General features: G+C 59.9%; 18 protein-coding genes. 8 read left to right on the top strand and 10 right to left on the bottom strand.

Annotated features, from left to right (window positions below; all coding sequences use genetic code 11):
- Window positions 1-180: 180 nt before the first annotated feature.
- From HUV48_RS13290 to HUV48_RS13245, 10 genes are all read right to left on the bottom strand, one after another.
- A complete protein-coding gene (locus tag HUV48_RS13290; protein WP_050600437.1) occupies window positions 181-1,140 on the bottom strand; it encodes a cation diffusion facilitator family transporter in 960 nt (319 codons plus the stop codon).
- Complete coding sequence (locus HUV48_RS13285; protein WP_050600438.1) at window positions 1,140-2,027, bottom strand: ZIP family metal transporter; 888 nt, start codon at window positions 2,025-2,027, stop codon at window positions 1,140-1,142. Before HUV48_RS13285 ends, HUV48_RS13290 begins: the two co-directional genes overlap by 1 nt.
- A gap of 175 nt (window positions 2,028-2,202) precedes the next feature.
- Window positions 2,203-3,225 (bottom strand): sodium:calcium antiporter, encoded by a 1,023-nt coding sequence (locus HUV48_RS13280; RefSeq protein ID WP_050600439.1) that lies wholly within the window; start codon window positions 3,223-3,225, stop codon window positions 2,203-2,205.
- Complete coding sequence (locus HUV48_RS13275) at window positions 3,222-3,851, bottom strand: cation diffusion facilitator family transporter (RefSeq protein WP_050600440.1); 630 nt, start codon at window positions 3,849-3,851, stop codon at window positions 3,222-3,224. The genes HUV48_RS13280 and HUV48_RS13275 overlap by 4 nt, the downstream gene beginning before the upstream one ends.
- On the bottom strand, window positions 3,848-4,219 hold the full coding sequence (locus HUV48_RS13270) for a SpoIIAA family protein (RefSeq protein WP_050600441.1): 372 nt from the start codon (window positions 4,217-4,219) through the stop codon (window positions 3,848-3,850). Before HUV48_RS13270 ends, HUV48_RS13275 begins: the two co-directional genes overlap by 4 nt.
- Before the next feature lie 440 nt (window positions 4,220-4,659).
- Window positions 4,660-7,956 carry an efflux RND transporter permease subunit gene (locus tag HUV48_RS13265; protein ID WP_050600442.1) on the bottom strand — a complete coding sequence of 1,099 codons (3,297 nt, stop codon included), beginning with the start codon at window positions 7,954-7,956 and terminating at the stop codon, window positions 4,660-4,662.
- A gap of 22 nt (window positions 7,957-7,978) precedes the next feature.
- On the bottom strand, window positions 7,979-9,127 hold the full coding sequence (locus tag HUV48_RS13260) for an efflux RND transporter periplasmic adaptor subunit (RefSeq protein ID WP_050600443.1): 1,149 nt from the start codon (window positions 9,125-9,127) through the stop codon (window positions 7,979-7,981).
- 11 nt (window positions 9,128-9,138) lie between these two features.
- On the bottom strand, window positions 9,139-10,326 hold the full coding sequence (locus HUV48_RS13255) for a TolC family protein (RefSeq protein ID WP_269420624.1): 1,188 nt from the start codon (window positions 10,324-10,326) through the stop codon (window positions 9,139-9,141).
- A 129-nt stretch (window positions 10,327-10,455) separates the two neighbouring features.
- Window positions 10,456-10,803 carry a hypothetical protein gene (locus HUV48_RS13250; protein WP_050600445.1) on the bottom strand — a complete coding sequence of 116 codons (348 nt, stop codon included), beginning with the start codon at window positions 10,801-10,803 and terminating at the stop codon, window positions 10,456-10,458.
- A gap of 330 nt (window positions 10,804-11,133) precedes the next feature.
- Window positions 11,134-11,547, bottom strand: a complete 414-nt coding sequence (locus HUV48_RS13245) for a MerR family transcriptional regulator (protein WP_050600446.1) — start codon at window positions 11,545-11,547, stop codon at window positions 11,134-11,136.
- An 86-nt stretch (window positions 11,548-11,633) separates the two neighbouring features.
- On the opposite strand from HUV48_RS13245, the gene HUV48_RS13240 reads away from it, so the two are divergent.
- The 8 genes from HUV48_RS13240 (at window position 11,634) to HUV48_RS13205 (ending at window position 21,659) form a co-directional block, all read left to right on the top strand.
- Window positions 11,634-12,296, top strand: coding sequence for a cation efflux transmembrane domain-containing protein (locus HUV48_RS13240; RefSeq protein WP_063506155.1), 663 nt, complete (start codon window positions 11,634-11,636; stop codon window positions 12,294-12,296).
- Window positions 12,293-14,233, top strand: a complete 1,941-nt coding sequence (locus HUV48_RS13235; RefSeq protein WP_063506154.1) for a cytochrome c/FTR1 family iron permease — start codon at window positions 12,293-12,295, stop codon at window positions 14,231-14,233. The genes HUV48_RS13240 and HUV48_RS13235 overlap by 4 nt, the downstream gene beginning before the upstream one ends.
- Before the next feature lie 26 nt (window positions 14,234-14,259).
- The gene (locus HUV48_RS13230; RefSeq protein WP_063506153.1) at window positions 14,260-15,849 is read left to right on the top strand and encodes a multicopper oxidase family protein; all 1,590 of its coding nucleotides are present in this window, start codon (window positions 14,260-14,262) and stop codon (window positions 15,847-15,849) included.
- A gap of 67 nt (window positions 15,850-15,916) precedes the next feature.
- On the top strand, window positions 15,917-17,557 hold the full coding sequence (locus tag HUV48_RS13225; RefSeq protein WP_067505934.1) for an acetolactate synthase large subunit: 1,641 nt from the start codon (window positions 15,917-15,919) through the stop codon (window positions 17,555-17,557).
- Entirely contained in the window at window positions 17,554-18,948 is a 1,395-nt protein-coding gene (locus HUV48_RS13220; RefSeq protein ID WP_067505931.1) for an aldehyde dehydrogenase family protein, read from the top strand. The genes HUV48_RS13225 and HUV48_RS13220 overlap by 4 nt, the downstream gene beginning before the upstream one ends.
- Window positions 18,945-19,424, top strand: a complete 480-nt coding sequence (lspA, locus tag HUV48_RS13215; RefSeq protein ID WP_063506150.1) for a signal peptidase II — start codon at window positions 18,945-18,947, stop codon at window positions 19,422-19,424. The genes HUV48_RS13220 and lspA overlap by 4 nt, the downstream gene beginning before the upstream one ends.
- A 193-nt stretch (window positions 19,425-19,617) precedes the next feature.
- Entirely contained in the window at window positions 19,618-20,253 is a 636-nt protein-coding gene (locus HUV48_RS13210) for a peroxiredoxin (RefSeq protein WP_063506149.1), read from the top strand.
- Window positions 20,254-20,495: 242 nt separating this feature from the next.
- On the top strand, window positions 20,496-21,659 hold the full coding sequence (locus HUV48_RS13205) for a cytochrome P450 (protein ID WP_197459335.1): 1,164 nt from the start codon (window positions 20,496-20,498) through the stop codon (window positions 21,657-21,659).
- The last annotated feature ends 80 nt before the right edge of the window (window positions 21,660-21,739 follow it).

Genomic DNA, 21,739 nt, shown 5'->3' with positions numbered 1-21,739 from the left:
CTTTTTGCACGAGCAGGGCCAGGCCGATGGCAAGCCCGACAATCCTCGCAAGCCTGAGTTAGGGTTGTTCAACGAACACTCGTACGCACCCAAACCTTGCGGCCGAGCTTTGACGGCCCGGGTTTCCGGTTTTTCAGCAATTATCGTGGTCTGCAGACGTCATCGAATACGCACACAAATCTAAGGCTGATGGGGTCCGCCAACTTCATGCGGATGTGCGGTTTGATGCGCGGGAACGAGATCGGCTTCGCAGTCCGTTTCAAAGCACGCTTCGAATGTCGCATGCTCAATTTGAAATTCTTCTTTCAACATCGACCTAGCCCGGCCCTTCACTTTCTCGAATTGCTCAAGTGAAGCGCCTTCAGGGGTTACATGCGTTTCCAGCGCCCGGTGATGCTCGCCGATCGACCAAACATGAACATGATGTACTCCGTCGATCCCATCCAACTTTTCGAGTGCCAAAACGATCCGATCAAACTCCAGCTCGTCGGGAACCGCGCCCATCAAGAGCCGGACTGTCCGCGGCATCAGGGTCACCCCCTGCCAGATGACATAACCGGCGATGATTAGGGTGATGATCAGATCCGCGATGTAGAGATCGTATAGCAGGATCAGCGCGCCAGCAACGATCACACCGACCGACGCGAGAGCATCGGAGACGTTGTGCAGAAAGGCCGCCTTCATGTTGATGCTGTCATGCGAACCGCGATAGACGATGAAGGCAGTCACCAGATCGATGACCAGCGCTATGCCCGCCACGCCTATGACGGTCCATCCCTCGACCGGTTGGGGATCGGCGAACCGGTTGATTGCCTCCACCAACAGGTAGAAGCCGATGATAAGCAGCGTCGTGAGGTTGATGAGTGCGGCGACGACTTCGCCTTGCGCATAACCGAAGGTCATAAGTTTGTCGGCGGGTCGCCGCCCGATTTTGCGCGCGAACCAGGCCAGGCCAAGCGAAGCCGCATCGCTGAAATTGTGCAAGGCGTCGGCTATGAGCGCGAGCGACCCTGAGACGATCCCGCCAATGATTTGGGCAACTGTAAGCAAAACGTTGATCGCCACTGCAAAGATCAGCTGGCGATCGCTGAGATTTTCTTCGCCGTGACTATGTCCGGCGTGACCGTGGGATTGCTCCATTACTCGCGTCCCATTGTGAAGGGTTCAATGCTAAACGCGACTGCCGGTCGCTCTGCGGGATGCTCCAAACCCGAATTCGGAAGATCCACCGCGTCTGATAATTCATCAAGCCCGGCGAAAATGAGTGCGAGAAGGGCGAACCCGACGAGAAAAACAAGAAGCGATTTGAAGTGCCCCGCTGTGTGTGCCGCTTGATGAAGAAGCAAAGCTCTTACCGCCGCAGCCAGGAGCAACCCTGCAAGGACGGTGAGGAGCCAAGGCAGCCCGAAACTATCGACACTGTGTACCATCCAGAATGCCAACAGCGCAGAACCGATGAAGGCCAGAGCGAGACCGACCTGTAGCGCGATGCGGTCCATTCGGCTTGAGCTAGCGGCTATGAACCTGGAGCCAATCTGACGACTGACCAAGACATTCGCCATGGCCAACCCTGCCGCGGTGACTATTGCCAAAGTCACGGAAGCGGCTGCTGCAATACCGAGGGTCAAACCATAGCCGATCAGATCGACGATGGAGAAGATCGACGATACAGCAACATTGGACAAATCCTCGTCATGATCATGCTGCTTTCTTTTGCCGTCCGCGAAACGGCCTCTGAGATAGCCGGCTGCCTTGCACAGAAGAACATAGGCTCCTCCACCGAGCAAAAAGAGCACAGGGATGGCCCAGCTGTCGACTGCCGATTGGACGAACGGCGTAACCGCTAGCGCAGCGGTCGCAAACAGAACGCCCGCAGCAGCAGGATACAACAGATCGGACCGGCGCAATCCCGCCCCCACACGTTCGACCCACAACGTCCCTACGACCAAGCCGGTGCTTGCGAATATCGCAAGAAGCAAAACATGCGATCGGCTTTGTGTCTCAAAGATAGTGTCGAAAAGGCTCATTAGCTTTTCAAACCCCGTACCGCCGGAAGTTCGTCTGCGACTTTCTTCCGCGCGACAGGCAAATCTCCATCAAAATCTTTTCGGGGAGATGTCCTCATAAGCAAGGGCTGATCGTCATGATCCTCTTCGCGGTGGCTATGGCCGCTCCGTTCACCCTGATCTCGGTTGTCATTGCTCATCCGGCTCCTCCGGAGACTTGCAAAGGCTTCACCCACAGGAATATTACGGCAATAAAAGCCGCATTGGCTGCCCAGAACGCGAAGATGTGCCATCGACCAAAGCCTCTTTTCTCTTCGTCTCCCAACGAAAGAAAGAGAGCGTATAGCGCGGCCATCAGCACGACGAACGCGAGACTGACCCAGAAGAGTTGAAAATTCTCGATCGGCGTTCCGATGATGGTGAGCGGGATGAAGGCGAGCGTCATGGTCACGACATGGTCGCCGATCACGCTTGTGCTGGCGGAGGTCACCTGACCGGAGCGCGCGACGCTCCAGGTCGTGAACACCTCGGGCAGCGATGCGACGGCGGCAGTGATGAAAAGACCGCCGACGATATTCGGGATGCCGAGTGCGCTCACGATCCTTTCGGTCGAGAATACGGTGAAGTAGGCCCCGACCGCCAGGGCGCCGACGCCCGCTATGGCCATCCATTTCTCCTTTAGACTCCACTCTACCTCCTCTCCCTTCTCTCGGCCCCGAACGAGAGCCTGAAGGAGATAGGCGAGATACGCGATCAGCAGCAGCCATCCATCGATCGGCTGCAACCCGCGCCAAGGGGCGGGAAGCGTCAGTAGAGCGAAGACCGCGAGGATCGCCAGGTAAGGCAGCGCCTGGACGGTAAGAGCCCCCTTATCGACCGCGACGTAATGATCACGACGATGCTTCTTGTGCTCCTTGTCAGCACCTTCAAGGGCCCCTTTACGGGTCGCCAGATAAGCGGTCGTCACGATCACCGGAATCACCAGAACGGTCGAACCCAGCATGGCGCCAAGGCCGATATCGGACACATCACGAGCAGCGCTCGTCACATTGATGCCCATCTCTGGCGAAGCGGCGGCTAGACCTAAAAAGGAGCCCCCCGCCGCGACGGAGAACCCCCATTGCTTGCGTAATTTCTTGAGCGGTGCGGACAGGCGTTCCGCGCCCCAATGAGCGGCCCAGACGGCGGCGAGGAGAACCGCTGCCCAGACCGCGATCACTTGCGCCAGCCCTCGTGCTCTGTGCCCTCTTCCTCATGGATGTCCATATGCGCATCGCGCAGGATCTCGATGCCGCCGTAGATCGCTATGCAGGCCACACCGATCCCGACGACGAGATCGGGCCAATTCGATCCGGTGAAAAACACTACGATACCCGCTATGATAATCCCGCCGTTCGAAACGAAATCATTCAAACTGAACGTGGTGGCTGCACGTAAATTGACATCCTTATTCTGCAAACGTTTCAGCAGGTAAAGGCACCAGAGGTTCACCGCACCGGCAACCAGCGCCATCACCATCATGACGCCGCCGATCGGATCCGAACCCTCCATGAAGCGCCGGATGGCATCGAGAATCACACCGCCTGCGAACACAAGCAGCATGACCCCGGAAAAACGCGCGGCTCCGCGCTTCCAGACCCGGGAGCGGGTGAGCGCAAGCAGGCTCAATGCATAGACAATCGCGTCCGACGAATTGTCGAGCCCATTGGCAATCAGCGCGTTGGAATCGCCGATTACCCCGGTGATGAAAAACCCTATCGCAATCGCCACATTGAGCCAGAAAACGATCCAGAGAGTGCGGCGCTTTTCGGCCGAATCGAGGTTGAGTTCGCCTTCGCCGCTCATGACGCATTCCTTCCGTCTCTCGCCCAGCTTTCGGCGGCAACCCGCTCGACAGGTGTGAAAAACCTCATCTCCGCGCGGAATAGCGGATCGAAAAGCTTGGTGCCCCACTCTTCCCAACTACTATCGCCGACCATCGCGATCCGGCCGAAGCTGTCCTTGTGCTTCGCATCGAATTTCAGGTCGCGCCAGAGACCGCCCATATCCCAGCCAGAAAAGTCGGGAGCAAGTTCGATAAGCATCGGAACCGTCCCAGGAACTCGCGCCGCGACGCGCTCGAAAAACGGAACGAAGCGGTCATAGTCGCTATCGGAAAGCGTTCCGTCCGCCCTGATGAGCAACAGACCGTTATCTTCGATTGCGGTGAGCATGGCGATTTCTCCTCTTGAATGTTCCGCGCGACCGTCGAGCGGCTTTGGCGCGTCCTCTGGACAGCGGTAAAAGATGCGCTCGAAACCTCGATAGTTGCAGGTGAAGGGCCGTCCCGGGCTACAATCTTCGATCGTAAGATGGCGCACTTGCATTGGCCGCGCATGCCGTTCGAAGGGCTTATGGTCATGGTATATGCGATGGCCTCACCCTCATCGCGCCAGATGCCGACAGCGGACAGATCACCGTCCGAAGGTTGCACCTCTGCATAGAAGCCATCGGCGAAAAACACCCACGCCGTGCCCGTATCGCAGCCGGGCGTTCTGCCGAGGCTCCGCGCGCCCGCAATTGAGTCCGATACCGGATCGCTTCGAGACTTGTCAGTCCCGAAGCGATCTGAGGCAGACAAATTGACCTAGCTAACTTCAATTAGCCCTCCCCTTCAAGTAACATCCCGAAGTTCTTTACGTTCCTCAGGCGTGACGTTGCGACGCAGGCGGTCCCACCATCTTTGGCGCCAGCTTCGCTTCTCCTTGCCATCATCGAGTACCAGGCGAGCGATCGCTGGCAAAACGAACAGCGTGAGCGCAGTGGCTGTGATCAGCCCGCCGATAACCACCGTAGCCAAGGGACGTTGCACCTCAGCACCTGTTCCTGTGGCAATCGCCATCGGCACAAAACCCAGCGACGCCACCAACGCGGTCATGAGCACCGGTCGCAGTCGCGCCAGCGCGCCATCGGCAATCGCCTCATCCAGTGACATCCCGCTGTCGAGTCGCTGCCGGATCGCGGTCATCATGACGAGACCGTTGAGCACCGCCACGCCGGAAAGCGCGATAAAGCCGACCGCTGCCGACACCGAGAATGGCAAGCCTCGCAGCGCCAGAGCGAACACCCCGCCAGCCAAGGCCATGGGAATGGCACTGAACACGGCAAGCGCTGGAACCCATCCACCCAAAGCCATGAACAGCAAGAGGAGAACCAGAGCGAAGGCAATCGGGACGACGATGGTGAGCCGCGCCTGCGCTTCCTGCAGGTTCTGATACTGTCCGCCCCATTCGATGAAGGAGGCCGGCGGCATATCGACGCCGGTCGAAACCCTTTCCTGCGCTTCCTCAACAAAGGAGCCGAGATCGCGCTCGCGTACGTTGGCCGAGACGATCACAAGCCTTCGGCCCTGCTCTCGCCGAACCTCGGCAAGGCCATCGACGACCTGAAAATCGGCCAATGTCCGCAAAGGAACGGTGACCCCGTTTTCAAGCACGATCGGGAGCGCGCCGAGCTGGTCGAAATCGTCGCGCGTAGCATCCTCGAGGCGCACGACAACATCGAAACGGCGATCGCCCTCGAACACCAGTCCTGCTGGCCGCCCGCCGAGCGCGATAGCAACCGACTGTGCCACTTCCTCGACGGTCAGACCATAGCGCGCGATGGTCGGGCGATCGAAGGCGATGTCCAGCGTAGGAAAGCCGGTCACCTGCTGCACCTTCACGTCCGCGGCGCCTTCGACACCTCCAAGCACGCCCGCGACCTCGCCCGCAGCTTCGGTGAGCGCAGTGAGGTCATCGCCGTAGAGCTTGACCGCGACATCGCCGCGCACACCGGCGATCAGCTCGTTGAAGCGCAGCTCGATAGGCTGGCTGAACTCGTAGAGATTGCCGATGAGGCCTCCGAGCGCGCTTTCCATTTCACCAACAAGCTCATCTTTCGGCAAATCGGGATCGGGCCATTCGTCGCGAGGCTTCAGGATGACATAAGCGTCCGAAGCATTGGGGGGCATTGGATCGCTGGCGACTTCGGCCGTGCCCGTCCGTGAGAACACAAGATCAACTTGGGGAAACTCTTCGAGCCGGTCTTCGACCCGCCGCTGCATCGCCAGCGAGCGTTCGAGCGATGTCGAGGGGATGCGCAAGGATTGCACCGCGATGTCGCGTTCATCGAGCTGCGGGGTGAACTCGCTGCCCAGAAAGCCGAACACAAAAACCGCTACTGTGAAGAGACCAACCCCGGCACCAATCATCGGCCAGGGCCGCGCAATGACCTTGCGCACGGCGGGACCGTAGCGCTCTTTGGCCCAGCGAATGGGCTTCACCTCCTTTTCGGTCAGCTTCTTGTTGAGCAGGACCGCAATCATCGCTGGCACGAAGGTCAATGAAAGAACGAAGGCCGAAGCCAGCGCGAGCATCATCGTGATCGCCATGGGCGAGAACGTCTTGCCCTCGACCCCGGTAAAGGTCAGCAGCGGCGCGAAGACGAGGAAGATAATCGCCTGACCGTAGACGGTCGGTTTGATCATTTCCTGCGCTGCGAGACGCGTTTCGGTCAGCCGCTCACCCAAGGTAAGCAAGCGTCCTTCGCGATGTTGCCGGGCCGCAAGCCGGGCGACGCTGTTCTCGACAATGATGACCGCACCATCGACGATCAGCCCGAAGTCGAGCGCGCCCAGGCTCATCAGATTACCTGAGACACCAAGCCGGTTCATCCCCACCGCTGCCATCAGCATCGAAACGGGAATGACCAGTGCGGTGATTATGGCGGCGCGGATATTGCCGAGCAAGAGGAACAGGACGGCGATCACGAGCAATGCGCCTTCGAGCAGGTTCTTTTCGACGGTGGAGATCGTCGCATCGACTAGTGAGGAACGATTGTAGACAATCTCAGCGACAACTCCGTCCGGAAGCGATGCGCGGACCTCTTCAAGTCTCTCGGCAGCACCAGCCGCAACGGTCCGGCTGTTCTCGCCCGCGCGCATCAACACGGTTCCCACCACCGCCTCTTCACCGTTCAGTGAAGCAGCACCGGTTCGCAGGTCGCCGCCGATCTCCACATCGGCCACATCGCCGATGCGGATGGGCACGCCCTCGCGGGTCGCAATGACGGCTTCTTCGATGTCGGCAATGCTGCCCAGCCTCGCGTCCACGCGGACAAGCAGGGCTTCGTCGGCACGATCGACGAAATTGGCGCCTGCCGCCAGATTGGCGGCTTCTAGAGCATCGATGAGTGAGTCGAATGACAGGCCATAGCCGGTGAGACGTGCCGGATCGGGCTGAACAAGGAATTGCTTTTCGAACCCGCCAATCGAATCCACGCCGGCCACGCCGTCGATCGAGCGCATCAACGGCGCGACCACCCAATCCTGCACAGTGCGCAGATAGGCCGCCTTAGCCACCTCACTCTCGAGGCGGTCGCCGCGTTCGGTGATGAAGCTGCCATCGGACTGCCAGCCTGTGCGGCCACCAGTGGTCGCACCCTTGCCACCGGGATGCTCATACTCGATCGTATACATCAGCACTTCGCCAAGGCCGGTGGAGATCGGCCCCATGGTAGGCTCCGCTCCTTCGGGCAATGAAGCGCCAATCGGCGCGAGCCGTTCGTTCACCTGCTGCCGGGCGAAGTAGAGGTCGGTGCCCTCCTCGAAAATCGCGGTGACCTGGCTGAAGCCGTTGCGCGAAATCGATCGTGTCATCTCCAGGCCTTCGATCCCGGCAAGTCCGGTTTCGATGGGGAAGGTCACCTGCGTCTCGACCTGCGAAGGTGAGAGCGCGGCAGCGCTGGTGTTGATCTGGACCTGCGTGTTGGTGATGTCGGGAACCGCGTCGATCGGCAGGCGCACCAGATTGAACGCTCCGTAGATCGCTGCGAACACGGTCAGGACGATGATCGCCCAGCGGAAACGAACGGCGACATCGAGGATGACTCCGATCGGGCCGTGACGGTGGCTACCTTCGTCCGAAGACATGGGAGAAGATGCCGTGGTTTGATCAATGGCCATGTTCTGCGCCCTCCTTTTCGAGCTCGGACTTCAACAGGAAGGCATTGGCAGTCGCGATCCGCTGACCGGGCTCGAGCCCGGAGAGGATCGTCACCATTCCGGCAGACCGGCTGCCGATCTCGACCTCCCGAGCCTGAAATCCGCGTCGTGTCCGCACGAAGACAACATCGCGTCCTTCGAGCACCTGCACAGCATCTTCGGGTACCGCGATACGGCTCTGGTCCAATTCGCCCGAGGGGCGAATACGCGCCTGAAGGAACGATCCGGGCTGCAGACCGGGAACGGCGCGCGTCAAGGTAAGAACCGCTGTCGCGCTACGGCTCTCGGCATCGAGCGAAGGCGTTACCGACCGGACGCGAGCGCCGATCTCCCTTCCATCGCCGAGGATCAACGCAGCCTCGTCGCCAGGCTGGATGCGTGAAGCATCTTCGGAAGGCAGCGCAACCTCGATCTGCAAGCCGCTGGGATTGACCACGCTGTAAAGCTCCTCCCCGGCGTCGACGAACGAGCCGAGCACGATTGGAGCGGCGGTCACACGGCCCGAAAGCGGACTGGTGACAGCGAGCGAGCGTCCATCGCCGCTCACGCCTGCCGCGGCGACGGCCGCCTGCGACCGGTTCAGTTCGGAACGGGCAACGTCAAGATTGGCGCGCGCCGCTTCGAGATCCTGGCGTGCGGTCACGTTGGCTTCGAATAGCCGGCGCTCCCGTTCATAGGCCGCCGAAAGCTCGGTTACGCGGGCGCGGGCGGCACTAAGCTGGGAAGCGAGTGCAGCCGCATCGGCGCTTTCGATCCGAGCGACGGTCTCGCCCTGCCGGACATAATCGCCAAGCGTCTTGCCAACGCTGCGCACGACACCGGAAGCCCGTGCATCGATGCGTGCGCTGGCGGTCGGACTTGCCGCAACCGTTGCAGGAAATACGAGTTCGACAGCGGCACCCGTTTGCACCGCTGCGACCTCGATCTCGGCGGTGCGGATCTGCTCTTGCTCGATTAGCACGAGCCCCTCGGGCAGTTCTGTCTCTGCGACCTCTTCGTCCGCGTGGGTGTCGACCTGGCTGTCAGGCCAGAACATCAGCATCAAGGCCGAAACAAGTATGACAATTCCGGCGATGATCGCCAGTCTTTTGCGGTTCATTTTGGTATTCCTCATTGTGCGGCCAGCCTGATCAGTTCGGCGGCAGCTTGTCCCCGGTCTTCTTGCGCAGCAATCAACGCCTCGCGAATGGCATCGCGCGCTTCGGCTGCGCTCAACACTTCGATCAACGGAAAACGGCCATTGCGATAACCGATGCGGACGAGCCGAAGAGCCTCCTCGGCCTGGGGGAGTGATGTCGTGGAAAGCGTCTCGACGCGCGCTTCGGCAGCAAGATATTGCGATCGTGCGCGCGTCACGGCTTGCTCGAAATCGGCCAACGCTACAGCCTCGCGAGCATTGGCGGCGCGCAGCCTTGCTTCGGCTGCAGCGATATTGCCCTGATTACGATTCAAGAAGGGAAGCGGGATCGAGACACCGAGAAGAAAGGCACTGTCATTGCTTTCCTCGAAGCGTCGAACACCGGCGGAAACGACGGGATCGGGAATGCGCAGGCTGCGCTCACGATCGATCTCGGCGGCGGCGGCGGTGCTTTCCGCACGCGCCACTCGCAATTGCAGACCGCTTGCTGTCGCCATTACAGCACCGGGCGGTTCGATCCCGGGGAACCTGCTCGGAACAAGCGGCGGCGCCCCCTGATCGCCCCATAGCGAGGCGAGGGCCGTTCGGGCTGCAAGACTTGTCGCTTCGGCGGCCTGAAGTTCGGCTTGCGCTTCCGCCAAGGCCGCTTCGGCCCGAAGAGCACGGAGCGGGGGCTCGCGCCCGACTTCTACGAGGAGACCGGCAATGCGGGCGAGCTCTTCGTTTCGCTCAACCACATCGAGGGCCAGTTCGACGCGCGAGGCTGCTGCAGCCGCTGCTACGTAGCGTTCACGGACAAGAAATCCGAGTTCGGCCCCCGCAAGGTCAGCCCGCAGATCCGCCAGCTGTGCCTGCGCCCGGGCAGCCTCGACGCGTGTGCCGCGTTTACCTCCAAGTTCGAGCCGCTGTCCGACAGCAAGCGTATATTCGGTGGCGCTTAGCCCGGAGAAGGCCCCACTCCCGGCGATGTTCTCGACCTCGAGCGATATTTCAGGGTTGGGCCGCAACCGCGCCTGTCCGACAAGAGCCTGCGCCGCCTCGGCTTCCGCTCGAGGGCCGACGATGCGCGGGTTTAACTCGGTGTTAGCGGGTTCGGCAACCACGCCTGTCCGGCCCAACGCCTCGTCGAGCGTCAGAAGCTCCCGCTCCTGCGCTGCCACAGGCGTGACAATTGCGGCGAGGGTTAGCCCTGCTATCAGGGCCCCTCGCCATTTGATGGCTGGCATTTTTCAAAACTCTCTCTGCTGACAAATCGAAATGCGCTGCGTCAAGCAGCGCAGTGACGGTCGTCAGGCGCGAGGAGGGCGTTTGGGTAAATTGCTCGCATCGCCGAATAATTCTTCGGCCATATGCGACCCAACCGTGATGTTAAGCCGGTCGGGCATGTCGTTTAAAAGCTTCGATTTCAGTGCTGCGGCGACGTGATGGCAATGCCCGTGGGCGCATTCCTGCTGCTCCGGGCTTTCGTTTTGCGGGCTCTCGTCCGCATCAATGTCGAACATCTGGACCGAATAGGCTATTTCTGACAGCTCGTCCGCACATTGCGCTGCTTCGACCGCCGGAGACGCCATCAGCGCTGCGACCGCCAAAAGGGCGGCGACAATCCTGACGGGAATCAAGGCGTTCAGATCGAACATCCTGTGGCCCCTAACAAGGTGAAACGAAAGTTGAAACAAAAATCTTCTCGGTTGCTGTAATGTGATATTGTCACGAAGCGTCCGGACAATGAATATTGTTCGAGTAGTTTCTTTTTCGACCAAATTCCATGGAATGAATGCAGCGTTCTTATAAGGCGAAAGCTGATTAATATTCAAATTACCCAAGTTCCGTCATAATCAGCCATCCAATCCTAGATCACGACATCAGAATCTGGATTATCACGATGATAACGCTTCCAGCGACTGGAGGTGCAAGCACTTTTTTTGCTGTCTGGGTTCGGTGTCCATAGTCCCATTATAGCTTTCGCGTCAGCGACCCGCGGAAGAGGCGGCTGGGTTTCGAGAAAGCGTTTCGATGATTTTGCATTCGGAAACCTCGCCGCCCGTGCAGGCCGCGACCACACTTCTCAGTTCGGAACGAAGCGCTTGTAGCCGACTGATGCGCTCGTCCACGGCTCGAAGGTGCCGCAAAGCGATGTCACCCGCCTCGTCACAGCTCTGATCCGGTCTCGCCTTCACGCTTAAAAGCGAGCGTGTTTCATCGATCGAAAACCCCAATTTTCGAGCATGCCGAATAAAGGAAAGGCGCTCGACGTCCTGCTCTTTGTAGGTTCGCTGCCCCGCTGCCGTACGCGCGGCTTCGGGCATCAGTCCGATATCCTCATAAAACCTTATCGTATTGACCTTGGTGCCCGTCGCCTTCGAAAGACCTCCGATAAGCATGAACTCACTCCTCCAGCTCCGAAACCGCGAACCATTCGCAATTTTGGCTTGCTCCTACAGTTGCTAGAGGTGTTACCTAATGCCTCATGTCGAATAACGAAACATCGGATTGCGGCTGCACAGGCGATACGCAAAGAGCAGGCGCAGACCCCGCCTATCGCCGCGCCCTTTGGATCGTCGTATTGCTCAATCTGGGCTTTGGCGTTTTCGAGGCCTTCGGCGGGTTTCTGGCGGACAGCCAAGCGCTCAAGGCCGACGCTCTCGACTTCATCGGCGATGGATCGATCACGCTCATCGGCATCCTTGCTCTTGCGTGGACTGCCCGCACGCGCGCCCGGGTCGCGCTGGCACAGGGGCTGTTTCTGGGCGTACTAGGCCTCGGAGTGATCGGTCTGGCGGTCTGGCGATCGCTTAACGCGGTCGCGCCGGAAGCCGGCTTGATGGGCGGGATCGCCGTCGCAGCCTTGATAGTCAACATCGCGGCGGCGCTTGTGCTGATGCGGTTTCGCGAAGGCGACGCACATGTATCCGCGATCTGGCTGTTCAGCCGCAATGACGCGATCGCCAATGTCGGAGTGATCATCGCTGCTGCCCTGGTCGCCTGGACCGGGCAAGCCTGGCCCGATCTGCTGGTCGCAGCGGTGATCGCACTGATCTTCCTGCATTCGGCCTATCTTATTGTCCGGCGTGCCACCGAGGAACTTCGCGCGCAGCATGTTTCGGCTCTCGGAAAGGCCGCCTCCAAATGACGCTACGTGCTTTTGCGGTCCAATTGATCGCTTTCCTGTCGATCGCAGTCGCAATGCCCGCTTCTGCAGGCACGCATGACGCGGTTCAGACGACCTGGCGCCTGCTCGATTACATCGCCGTGGATTACACCGAAGCCGTTAGCGGCGGTGAAGTCACGAACGAGCTGGAGTATGCCGAAATGCAGGAATTTTCTGCCTCGGTAGCCGAACGCATGGCTGCCCTGCCCGCAAACGCGCACCGTGCCCAGCTGGTTGCGGAGGCAGAGGCTCTCGTCGAGTCAATCTCGACGAAGGTGGAGCCTGCTGTCGTCGCACGAGACGCGCGCAGATTGGCAAGCGAGCTGATCGCGGCGTTTCCCGTTCCGCTTGCTCCCGAGGCGGCACCCGACCTCGCGCGAGGTGCCGCGCTGTACGCCCAGAACTGCGCAAGCTGTCATGGCGTGAGCGGAGGAGGCGACGGCCCCGCGGCAGAGGGACTCGATCCCCCGCCAATCGCGTTCGACGACGTCGTCCGTGCCCGCGAGCGAAGCGCTTTCGCGCTCTACCAGGTCATTGGACAGGGTCTGGAGGGAACGGCCATGCCGGGCTTTTCCGATCTCGGGGCGGAAGATCGCTGGAGCCTGGCCTACTATTCAGGGTCGATCGCATTTGAGGATGTGGAGCGCGGCAGACGGATCTGGAACGACGATCCGGAAATCCGGGCGCGTATTCCTGACCTCGCCGCTCTATCCGGCCTTACGCCGGCAACCCTTGGCGAGGCGATCAGCACCGAGCGTGCCGATGCCGTTATGGCCTATTTGCGGGCTCATCCCGAAGCCATGGCGAGCGATACGACCGGCTCACTCGCTTTGGCACGCAAACGCTTGCAGCAAAGTCTTGCCGCTTACGAAGCGGGTAATGAGGCCGAAGCGCGCGAACTCGCACTCTCGGCCTATCTGGATGGCTTCGAACCATTGGAAGCCGTTTTAAGCACGCGCGATGCAGACCTGCTCGCATCTGTCGAAACCGGCATGGCGGAGCTTCGAGCGGCAATAGGTCGCGGGGATCCGCTGGCCGCCGTCGCCCAAAGGGTGAATGCGCTCGACGTTCTTTTCTACCGCGCCGAGACGGTCCTCGCCCCGGACAATGCCAGTGAGGCGTCGGCATTCGCAGGAGCCTTTGCGATCCTGTTGCGCGAAGGGCTCGAGGCATTGCTGATCGTGATCGCGATGATCGCGTTCCTGCGCAAGGCCGAGAGAACGGAAGTTCTGCCCTTCGTCCATGGCGGATGGCTGTCGGCCCTTGTCGCCGGTGGCCTGACTTGGGTGGCAGCGACTTACCTGATCGGCATAAGTGGAGCAGGCCGTGAACTCGTAGAGGGGTTCGGATCGCTTTTTGCCGCGCTCGTCCTGCTGTCGGTCGGTATTTGGATGCACGGCAAGTCGCAGGCCGGCGAATGGCAACGCTATATCCAGAAAACCATGCAGCACGCTCTCTCGCGCAGGTCCGCATGGTTTCTGTTCGGGCTGGCGTTTCTGGTGGTTTATCGGGAGGTCTTTGAAACGATTCTCTTCTTCGCGGCGCTCTGGACTCAGGGGCATGCCGACGCAATTCTCGGCGGCGCCGCCTCCGCAGTCGTGTTGCTCGGACTAATCGCCTGGGCGATGCTGCGCTACAGCCGCCGACTGCCGATCGGAACCTTCTTCGCGTACAGCTCGATCCTGATCGGCATTCTTGCCGTCGTTCTGGCCGGGAAGGGCATTTCGGGCCTCCAGGAAGCCGGTCTGCTGGGCATCACCCCGCTTCCGGACCTGCCCCGCGTTCCGATTCTGGGCATTGCACCAGCACTCGAGCCGGTGGCAGCGCAAATCCTCACACTCGCCCTGATCACGCTGGGTTATTGGCGCAACAGAACGAAAGGCCTGCAAGTGCGGACGCCGCAAGCCGAATCCGGCTAGCGGCGCTCCGGTCGCAGGAAAGCGATATGATCGACAGACGTTCCATTCTTGGCGGTGCGATGCTTGGCGCAGGTGCATTGGGGATAGCCGCATATGCCGGGCGCGACCTATTGATAGGCAAGAAAGCAACGCTTGCTTCGGGAACGGCACGCTCGCAACTTCTCATTCCTCCTCTTTATTCAGGCGAACGAGAAGGCGGCGAGAGGGTTTTCGATCTCAATCTGCGCCACGGCGTCTCGCAATTTTTTGACGGGATCGAAACGCCAACCATCGGCATCAACCAGCCCTATCTCGGCCCCACGCTTGAACTGAACGCGGGCGATACGGTGCGGATGAATGTCACGAGCGATCTATCCGAAACGGCGACCGTCCACTGGCACGGCTTTCATCTGCCTGCGCGCGCCGATGGCGGACCGCATCAACCGATCGAGCCAGGAGGCAGCTGGACCGCGCGTTTCGATGTCCGCCAGCGCGCATCGATGTTCTGGTATCATTCGCATGCGCACCGTCGCTCTGGGCCACAGGTCTATCAGGGTCTGGCCGGAATGATCTACGTCCGCGACAGCGCGAGCGAGGCGCTCGACCTTCCAAACGACTATGGCATCGATGATATACCGCTGGTCGTTCAGGACCGCGCTTTCGCGAGCGATGGAAGCCTCATTTACTCCACACGTATGCACAATGTCATGATGGGGATGATGGGTGATACGATGCTGGTCAATGGCATCGTCGAACCCGTCTTTGAAGCAAAGTCTGATCGCCTTCGGCTGCGTCTGGTCAATGGCTCGAACGCACGCTTTTACCGTTTCGGGTTCGACGATGGCCGCAGCTTCCATCAGATCGGAACCGACGGCGGTTTGCTCGCCGCGCCGCTGCCAACCGACAATGTTGTTCTCGCCCCGGGCGAACGCGCGCAGGTAATCGTCGATGTCAGCGACGGAAGGCCGGTTTCGCTGCTTGCGGACGGGCTCGAAATCATGGGCATGGGAAATAGGGGCCGGGGAATGAGAGGGCCCGGACCCACGCGCGATTCCGACCGGCCGGTGGACAATTGGATGATGGGCGAACGGGAGCGTCGCGATGGGATGATGGGCGGTATGATGGATGAAAGGCGTCGCTTTACCGTGCTGGACATCCGGCCGGCCGCAAGCCGCAGGCGGGCGATCGCTATGCCGCGCCAGCTCGCTACCTTGCCTCAGATCGATCCAGGCGACGCGGTCCGGACGCGCCGTTTCGTTCTCGATATGGGCATGGGAATGCGCATGATGCGTGGAGGCGGTTTTACCATCAACGGCAAATCGATGGACATGCAGCGTATCGACGAGACAGTGCGGGTCAATACCACCGAAATCTGGCAGGTCGAGAATGCCTCGATGATGGCGCATCCGTTCCACATTCATGATGTGCAGTTCCGTATCCTCGACCGGAACGGCCGGGCACCTGAGGCGGCGGAACAGGGGTTAAAGGACACGGTCGTCGTCTATCCGGGCGAGACCGTGCGGCTCCTTTTGCGGTTCGAGGACTACACCGACCCGGATTTGCCTTACATGTACCACTGCCACATCCTCGAGCACGAAGATGCCGGCATGATGGGGCAATTCACCGTCACAGCCTGAATCAGTAGCCGAGCAGAAGACCTGCCACCGACAGCCTCCAGGCCCTCACCAATGCGAGAACCATTCCATGAAAGCATCCGATCTTCTTGTCGCCGCGTTGGAAGCCGAAGGCGTCGAGTATATCTTCGCGGTTCCGGGCGAAGAAAACCTCGATCTTCTGGAGTCACTGCGGACCTCGTCGATCCGTCTGATCGTTACCCGGCACGAGCAAGGGGCAGGGTTCATGGCGGCAACCTATGGACGTCTTACCGGTAAAGCCGGCGTATGCCTTGCCACGCTGGGACCAGGGGCGACAAACCTCACGACGCCCGCAGCTTATGCCGCTCTGGGCGCTTTCCCTCTGGTCATGATAACCGGCCAAAAACCCATCAAGGTCTCGAAGCAGGCGCAGTTCCAGATCGTCGATGTTGTCTCGCTTTTCACTCCCTTGTGCAAGATGGCGAAGCAGATCGTGAATGGGGAGCGCATTCCTTCGCTCGTGCGCGAAGGTTTCAGGAGAGCTCAGGAAGAGCGACCCGGTGCAGTTCTGCTGGAACTGCCTGAAGATATTGCCGAGGAAGAAACCTCCGAACCGGTCGTTGCGCCCCACCCCCGCCAATATGCGGTGGCCGGAGATGCCGCGCTAGACGAAGCTGCCGAGCGAATTCTCGCCGCCGATCGCCCGCTGCTTTTGGTTGGTGCCGGGGCCAACCGACGTAGCGCCTGCAAGGCGCTCCGAAAGTTCGTCGACGATACCCAATTTCCGTTTTTTAATACGCAGATGGGCAAGGGAGTGCTCGATGAGGCAAGCCCCCTGTATCTGGGAACGGCGGCTCTATCGTCGGATGACTATGTTCATTGTGCCATCGATCGCGCAGACCTGATCGTCAATATCGGCCATGACGTGGTCGAGAAACCGCCCTTTTACATGGAGCCTGACGGACGCACCGTTATCCATATAAATTACAAGGCCGCAGAGGTCGACCAGGTCTATTTTCCGCAGCTGGAAGTCATTGGCGATATTGCCGGATCTGTCGAGCGACTAGGAAACCGGCTGCGCGGCAAACACCCTAGTGACCCGGCAGCCTACGCCAAAGTCCATGAGGACATCGCGGCGCACATCCGCCAAGGCAGCGACGATGGCCGCTTTCCGATGGTGCCCCAGCGCATCGTTGCAGATGTACGGGCGGTCATGGGCCGCGACGACATCGTCGCACTCGACAACGGCATCTACAAGATCTGGTTCGCCCGCAACTATATCGCGCATGAGCCGAACACGATTCTGCTCGACAACGCGCTGGCGACGATGGGAGCGGGTCTCCCCTCGGCGATGATGGCAGCGATGCTGTCGCCCGAGCGCCGCGTGCTCGCCGTATGCGGCGATGGCGGGTTCATGATGAATTCGCAGGAGGTGGAAACCGCGGTCAGGCTCGGCCTCAACCTCGTCGTACTCATCCTCAATGATTCCGCTTACGGTATGATCCGGTGGAAGCAGGAAGAACTTGGCTTTCCCGATTACGGTCTGAGCTTCGCCAACCCCGACTTCGTTACCTATGCGAAGAGTTATGGTGCGACGGGCCACCGGATCGAAAGCAGCGAAGCACTGGTACCGACCTTGAATGAAGGGTTTGAAAGCGGCGGCGTTCACCTTGTCGACTTGCCGGTGGATTACTCCGAGAACCGCAAGGTTCTGATCGATGAACTCAAGGCGATGGAGTGTCCCCAATGACGTGGCAGGTCCTCAATCCCTACGACCAGGAATGCATTGGCAGCGTTGAGCTGGTCGACTGGCCGCAAGTCGATCGTTGGCTCGACGAGGCGCGCGCGCTGCACGAAGACCGACAAGCGCGGCTCCCCGCGCATGAACGCATCGCCATCCTGCAGCGCGCCATCGGGCTGATGCGCGAGCGCGCGGAGACACTGGCAATGCAGATTGCGCTCGAGGGCGGTAAACCCATCGTCGACGCGCGCGTGGAAACCAGTCGCGCCATTCAGAGCGTCGAATTGTGCATACACGAATTGTTCGCCAGCGGCGGGCGCGAAATCCCGATGGACCTGACGCAGGCGGGGGCAGGACGCAAAGCCTATACCTTCCGTGAGCCGATTGGGCCGGTCGTGGCGATCTCCGCTTTCAATCATCCTCTGAACCTGATCGCCCATCAGGTGGGACCGGCAGTCGCAAGCGGATGCCCTGTTCTGGTGAAACCGGCCAAGGACACGCCCCTTTCCTGCAAGAGCTTCGTCGAAATCCTTTATGAAGCCGGACTCGATGAACGCTGGTGCCGCTTTGTGCCATGTTCGAACGATGTCGCCGAACAAATGGTCATCGATTCGCGGACGGCATTTTTCTCCTTCATCGGTTCGGCCAGAGTTGGCTGGATGCTCCGCTCCAAACTGGCGCCGGGCACCCGCCTGGCACTGGAACACGGTGGCGCGGCTCCGGTCCTCGTCGATGAGGGCGTCGCAAGCGGCAAGGTAATTCCTCCTCTCCTGAAAGGCGGCTTTTATCATTCTGGACAAGTCTGCGTCTCGGTGCAGCGCGTGTTCGTTCCGCGCGCCGAACTGCCGGACTTCGCTGCCGAGCTCGCTGAGGGAGCAGAAGCGCTGACTGTGGGCGATCCGACCAAAGCGGAAACCCAATGCGGTCCGCTCATTCGTCCTGCCGAAGTCGACCGCGTCGCATCCTGGGTCGATGCAGCCGTTCAGGGCGGCGCCAGGCTCGCCGCAGGGGGTAAGCGCATGGGTTCCACCCTTTACCAGCCCACGGTCCTTGTCGATCCGCCGTGCGACGCCGATGTATCGCAGAAGGAAGTGTTTGGCCCTGTGGTCTGCATTTACGGATACGACGACGTCGATGCTGCGATCGGCCAAGCGAACGCGCTTCCCTACGCCTTTCAGGCGGCTGTGTTTTCCGACCGAATGTCCTGGGCCGATTACTGCGTCGAAACGCTGGCCGCGTCAGCCGTAATGGTCAACGATCATACCGCATTTCGCGTCGACTGGATGCCGTTCGCAGGACGTCGTCAGTCGGGTCTCGGAACAGGCGGTATAGGTTATACGATGGTCGATATGAGCGAAGAAAAGATGGTGGTCGTGAATGCACCATCCAGCGTCCGATGACCTTGAGCGCGGCGAAACGGCTTGCGCCCGTTTTGATTCTGGTTAGCTTCGGCCTCGACCAATTGTCGAAAACCTGGGCGCATTCTTTGGTTGGTTCGGGTAACGTGATCGCAGTGTTCCCGGGCTTCAATCTAGTCGCCATCGCCAATAGCGGCGTGGCTTTCGGACTGGCCGGTGGAGCAGCCCCCGTGATCCTTATCGCGATCGGCGTTCTGCTTTCGGGCATGCTCGGGATTTGGCTGATGAGAACCCGATCCCCCATCCATGCGCTCGGCTTGAGCTTGGCGATTGGCGGAGCGCTCGGCAACGTTGCAGACAGGCTGATGTTTGGCGCCGTCAGGGACTTTATCGATTTGTACTGGGACAATTTTCATTGGCCATCATTCAATCTGGCCGACGTCGCGATCGTAGCGGGACTGGGGCTTTTGATCCTGGTGGGCGAAGACCAGCCTGAAACCAGCGCGAATACGAGCTGATTAAGACCGGACGCAATGAGAAAAGACGAACGCTTCCGCATAGCGCGGAAGGTCGCCACACCAGCACGCTGGCGATGCCGTCTATCGCGTCTGAACGCCGCTTGGTCGCGATCTCGGTTGCACCTACAGCAACTGTAGCACCCATCTGTACGTGTAGCTGCGTTGCTTTAGCGCTCACCACAGGAGATTTTCAATGACACTTCAACTTGGCGACACCGCACCCGATTTCGAGGCCGACACAACCGATGGCACGCTCAAATTCCATGAATGGATGGGTGACGACTGGGCGGTGCTGTTCTCGCACCCTGCGGATTTCACTCCTGTTTGCACGACGGAACTTGGTGAGGTTGCCCGCCTCAAGCCTGAATTCGACAAACGCGGCGTCAAAGTGATCGGTCTCAGCGTCGATCCGCTCGAAGATCATCGAGCTTGGGCGGGCGACATTGCCGAAACCCAGGGTCATGCTCTCAACTTTCCGCTGGTCGCGGACCCGGATCGTGAAATCGCTGATCTCTATGGAATGATCCATCCGCAGGCTGATGATTCATTCACCGTCCGCTCGGTGTTCATCATCGGTCCCGATAAGAAAGTGAAACTTACGCTCACTTATCCCGCGAGCACGGGACGAAATTTCGAAGAGATCTTGCGGATTATCGATTCGCTGCAACTGACGGCGGACCACAGCGTGGCCACACCTGTGAACTGGCAGCAGGGCGAGGACGTCATCATCGTGCCTTCGCTCAGCGATGAAGAAGCGCGTGAGAAATTCCCCAAAGGCTGGGAGACGGTAAAACCTTATCTGCGCGTCACACCGCAGCCGCAGGATTGATCGCAGCATAAGGGGCAATGCGAGACTTATCGGCGGGAGCATAATCAAAAGCGCGCCGGTTGGTTTTGCCGTGCCTGGCTCGGCACCGATATGCCAAATCGAGAGGACGGTATTGGTCTATGAAACGTTCCATAAAACAGAGCGAAGAACTCATACCGCGAGGGCCCTTCGACAGCACACTCCATTTCCTGAGGCGGCCCTATGACTTCGTAAACACGGTCTGCTCGCGAACCGGTGGCAATATGTTCGAAACCCGCCTGTTGCTCCGGCGGACTGTGTGCCTGCGCGGCGAAGCTGCGGCCGAGATGTTCTACGATAAAGCGCGAATGTCGCGCGACGGCGCGATGCCGGAACCGGTTCGGGCGACTTTGACTGGCAAGGGCGGAGTCCAGGGTCTGGATGGCGAGCGGCATCTGCGGCGCAAGGAAATGTTCGTGTCGTTGCTGACGCAAGAGCGTGTCGAGGCTCTGGGAGAGAAATTCGAGAAAATGTGGTTGGCCCAGCTCCCGGCATGGACCCGGGAATCGCAGGTAATCTTCTACGAAGCGCTGCATCCCATATTGGCCGAAGCAGTGTGCGACTGGGCCGGTGTGCCACTACCGGCTGAAGAGCGCATCAAGCGAACTCGCGACCTTGTTCTACTCTTCGACCGCGCGGCCGCGCTCGGCTTGGGCCATTTTCGGGCCCGGCGCGCTCGCAGCCGTTCCGAAGCGTGGCTTGCTCGCGTCATCAAGGATGCGCGTGACCGCCGTCTGGTCCCACCCGCTGAATCGGCGCTGGCTGTGATTGCTGCGCACCGGGATGAGGATGGTGCGCTGCTAAGTCCCAGGATCGCTGCCGTCGAACTGCTGAACGTTCTGCGCCCAACCGTCGCTACGTCTGTCTATATCACTCTCCTGGCGCATGCTCTCCATTCATTTCCCGATGTGGCTCCGACCCCTGCATCCGATCGCTCTGAGTTAGGCCGTTTCGTGCAGGAAGTGCGCCGGTTCTATCCGTTCTTCCCTGCGGTCGCTGCCAGGAGCCGAAAGGACTTTCGCTGGCGAAATGTCCGTTTTCCCGCCGGCCGACGTTTCCTGCTCGACTTACACGCAACCAACACTGATCCTCATCTCTGGAACGAGCCGGAAATCGTCAATCCGGATCGCTTTCGCAAGGAAGACTTTTCCGCGTTCGCATTAATCCCTCAGGGCGGCGGCGATGTCTCGAAAAATCATCGCTGCCCCGGTGAGACAGTCGTGCTCGAAGTGATGGAGCGCTCGTTGCGAATGCTTCTTTGCGAAATGGAATATCGGCTTCCCGCGCAGGATCTGCGCATCGATCGTTCCCGGATGCCGGCGCTGCCAGGCAGCAAGATCATTCTCGAGGATATCCGGCGCAGTGAGCGGTCTTTGAAAGAGACTTGAGGAGAGCCGGGAACGCGTTGAGATCTCTCAGAAAGGAACGTCCGATTGCACAGCAGCTAAGACGAAATCGCTCTTTGAGA

The sequence above is a fragment of the Qipengyuania atrilutea genome (assembly GCF_013370205.1).
Taxonomy (GTDB): domain Bacteria; phylum Pseudomonadota; class Alphaproteobacteria; order Sphingomonadales; family Sphingomonadaceae; genus Actirhodobacter; species Actirhodobacter atriluteus.
This window is presented reverse-complemented; position numbering and strand designations above follow the sequence as displayed.